Origin of the sequence: Mesorhizobium sp. M2A.F.Ca.ET.067.02.1.1 (genome assembly GCF_004023285.1) — a bacterium.
Taxonomy (GTDB): domain Bacteria; phylum Pseudomonadota; class Alphaproteobacteria; order Rhizobiales; family Rhizobiaceae; genus Mesorhizobium.
In genome coordinates, this window is record NZ_RZSB01000682.1 from 1 (window position 1) to 3,252 (window position 3,252).

General features: G+C 64.5%; 2 protein-coding genes and 1 pseudogene. All 3 read left to right on the forward strand.

What is annotated here, in order from left to right; all coding sequences use genetic code 11:
• Window positions 1-521 (forward strand): substrate-binding domain-containing protein (locus EOA28_RS29905; protein WP_148670937.1); only part of this gene is annotated, 521 nt, incomplete at its 5' end.
• Between the two features lie 79 nt (window positions 522-600).
• Window positions 601-2,724 carry an SMP-30/gluconolactonase/LRE family protein gene (locus EOA28_RS29910; RefSeq protein ID WP_128298243.1) on the forward strand — a complete coding sequence of 708 codons (2,124 nt, stop codon included), beginning with the start codon at window positions 601-603 and terminating at the stop codon, window positions 2,722-2,724.
• Window positions 2,721-3,252, forward strand: a pseudogene (locus tag EOA28_RS29915) (hypothetical protein); the annotation flags it as partial. The gene EOA28_RS29910 and the pseudogene EOA28_RS29915, both read left to right, overlap by 4 nt.

The following is a 3,252-nucleotide window of genomic DNA, read 5'->3' on the forward strand; positions in this document are numbered from 1 at the left end:
GTCTTGTGCAGGGCGACCAGGCGAACTCGTCCAGCCTCTACCAGTATGCCGGCATCATGAAGGTGCTGGAGAAGCATCCCGACTTCCAGGTCGTCGCCAAGCCGGATTCCAATTGGGACGCGACCACCTCGCGCAACGTGACGACGACGATGCTGCAGCAGCACCCCGACATCTGCTCGATCATCGATTTCTGGGATGGCGACGCGACCGGGGCATCCGCCGCGATCCGCGACGCCAAGCTCGACGGCAAGGTGTTCCTGGTCACCACCGGCGGCGGCGAGAAGGCGGCCGACTGCGACAAGCTGAACGACGGCACCTACGGCGCCGTGGTGATGACCGATCTTGCCCGCCAGTCGGGCGACATGAACGCCATCATCAAGTTTTTGCTGCAGAGCGGCCAGCCGGCCGGCACATCGCACACCTACATCTACACGCTGGAGAAGGCGACGACCAAGGCGGATCTCAAGCCCGACAGCTGTTGGGACCTGAAGGCGCTGCAGGCCGAAGCCGCGGCGAAATAAGGCGCGCCGCCCGAACGCATCCACGAGGTAACCGGATCGTTCCGGCCACCTCTTTTCCCGTTGATGACAGCAGCCGCCGATGACTTTTCGTGAACGCCTCCAGGCCTGGCGCTACAATCTCGTGCCCGACCATCTGGTCGGGGAGATCCTGACCAAGCGCTGGACCGACAACGCCATACCTTTCCTGGCGCTGGTGGCGACGCTCGGCGTGTTCGGCTCGATCATTCCGGGTTTCTTCAAGCTCACTTCGCTGCAGGAATCGACGCGCCAGCTCGGCGAATTCTCGCTGGTGGTCATCGGCATGACGGTGGTGATGCTGGGCGGCGGCATCGACCTCTCGGTCGGCTCGATCTTCGCGCTGTCCTGCTTTTCCGCCGTCTATGTCTTCTTCATCCTCGAACAGTCGATCTGGCTGGCCCTGGCCGCGGCGCTGGCCACCGGGCTGGTCTTCGGCGCCATCAACGGCTACCTCGTCGGCTATCTGAGGCTGCGCGCGTTTCTCACCACGCTGGTCACCTTCATCTTCGGGCGGGCGCTGTTCGACATACTGGTCAGCACCTATGCCGCCGACGTGCAGCTTTCCCAGGCCTCGTCCGACGTGCTCGATTTCATCGGCGACGGGACATTCTGGGGCCTGTCGGTTTCGGTCTGGCTGGCCGTCATCCTCGCCATCGTCACGCATATCGCGCTGACGCGCTCGCGGCCGGGCTGGCACGTGCTGGCGGTGGGCGGCTCGCGGCGCTCGGCGCACAATGCCGGCATCCGCGTGCGCCGCACCGTCTTCATGACCTATGTCTTTTCCGGCTTCTGCTCATCGATCGGCGGGTTCCTCATCGCCTGCCGTCTGAGCGGGGCGGGCCCGGGCACCGGCCTCAACCTGGAAATCATGGCGCTGACGGCGGCGGTGGTCGGGGGCGTCAGCCTCGGCGGCGGGCGAGGCTCTGTGGTCAAGGGCCTGATGGGCGCCATCATCGTGCTCACCATGACCAACGGCCTGATCCGGCTCGGCTACGGCACCGGCACCAACCAGATGGTGCTCGGCATCCTGCTCGCGGTCGCCGTCACCATCGACATCCGCTGGCTGAAGAACCGACACAAGGTGCTGAACGAGGTCTATGTCGCGCCGGTCTATCTCAAGATGGGCGAGACGCAATCGGCCGCGCCCGGCTCCGGCACGCCCTACGAGCTCGACAACCGGCTGTCGGCAGCGGACCATATCGGGCTCGGCGAGCTGGAGGGACCGGAAGATGTTATCGTCGATCGTGACGACCATCTCTATTGCGGCACACGCCACGGCGAGATCGTTCGCTTCTTCGCGCCGGACTATGTGAAGTCGGAAGTGTTTGCCCATATCGGCGGCTTTCCGCTGGGCCTTGCTTTCGACAGAGAAGGCAATCTGATCAGCTGCGTCGGCGCCATGGGGCTCTATTCGGTCTCGCCGGAGCGCGAGGTGAAGCGCCTTTCGGCCGAAACGTCGCGCTCCTGGACCTCGATCGTCGATGATGCGCGCCTGCGCGACCCGAACGACTGCGACATCGCGCCGGACGGCCGCATCTATTTCACGGATTCCACCAAGCGCTATGACGCGCATGACTGGGCGCTGGACTCGATCGAGAACCGCGCCACCGGACGCCTGCTGGTCTATGATCCGAAGGACGGCTCGACGCAGACGCTGCTCGACGGTTATCGCTACACCAACGGGGTCTGCATGGCGCATGACGGCAAGTCGCTGTTCTTCGCCGAAAGCTGGGCCTGCCGCGTGCATCGCTACTGGCTGGAAGGGCCGAAGGCCGGCACCGCCGAATGCGTCATCCGCGACATGCCAGGCTATCCCGATAACATCAATCGCGCGTCGGACGGCAATTACTGGATGGCCTGGCTCGGCATGCGCACGCCGAGCTTCGACCTGTCGCTACGCCACCCAGATATGCGCAAGCGCATGACGCGGCGCCTGCCGCAGGACGAATGGCTGTTTCCCAACATCAACACCGGCGGCGTGGTGAAGTTCAACGAGAAGGGCGGCATCGTCGAGACGCTCGGCGATCTTTCCGGCAACGCGCATCCGATGGTGACGTCGATGCGCGAGCACAAGGGCTATCTGTTCGTCGGCGGCATCCTCAACAACCGCATTGGCCGCTACAAGATTTCGGGCGCCGACCCGAACTGGACCAGCCCCGCTTCCTATTGGGGAGCAAGACCATGATCCTCGATCCGATCCTGGATGTCTTTCGCGGCAAGGCGGTCACCATTCCGCCACTCGACGGCGCCTTCCGCCCCAACACGCGGCTGGATGACCTGCCGGCCTTCGCCGAATTGAGCGAGCCGGACAATCTGCTGTCGGCGGTCGGCCGGCTGCTCGTCTCCAGCGGCAATGCCGTCCTTGCGATCGCGGCCGGTGCCGAGGCTGTCGTGGTCGAGACATTTCAGTCGCCAGTCACCGCGCTGGCACTGTCGCCAGAGGGGGACCTGACTGCCGGATTGGAAAACGGCAAGCTGCTGATTGCCGGCAAGGAGGTTTCGCTGCCGGCCGAATTAAGGTGCATCACCGCGCTTGCCTATGCCGATGACGGCACGCTGTGGCTGGCCAATGGTTCGGCCCAGCACCTGCCTTCGCAATGGGCGGCCGACCTGATGAAGAAGGGCGCGTCCGGCTCGCTGTGGCGGCGCGGGGCAGGCGGTATCAGTTTCCAGAGGATCGCCGGTGACATCGCCTTTCCCTATGGGCTGCATC

Coding starts and splice junctions, on each gene's coding strand:
- EOA28_RS29910 (WP_128298243.1), top strand. CDS start 601: ATGACTTTTCGTGAACGCCTCCAGGCCTGGCGCTACAATCTCGTGCCC.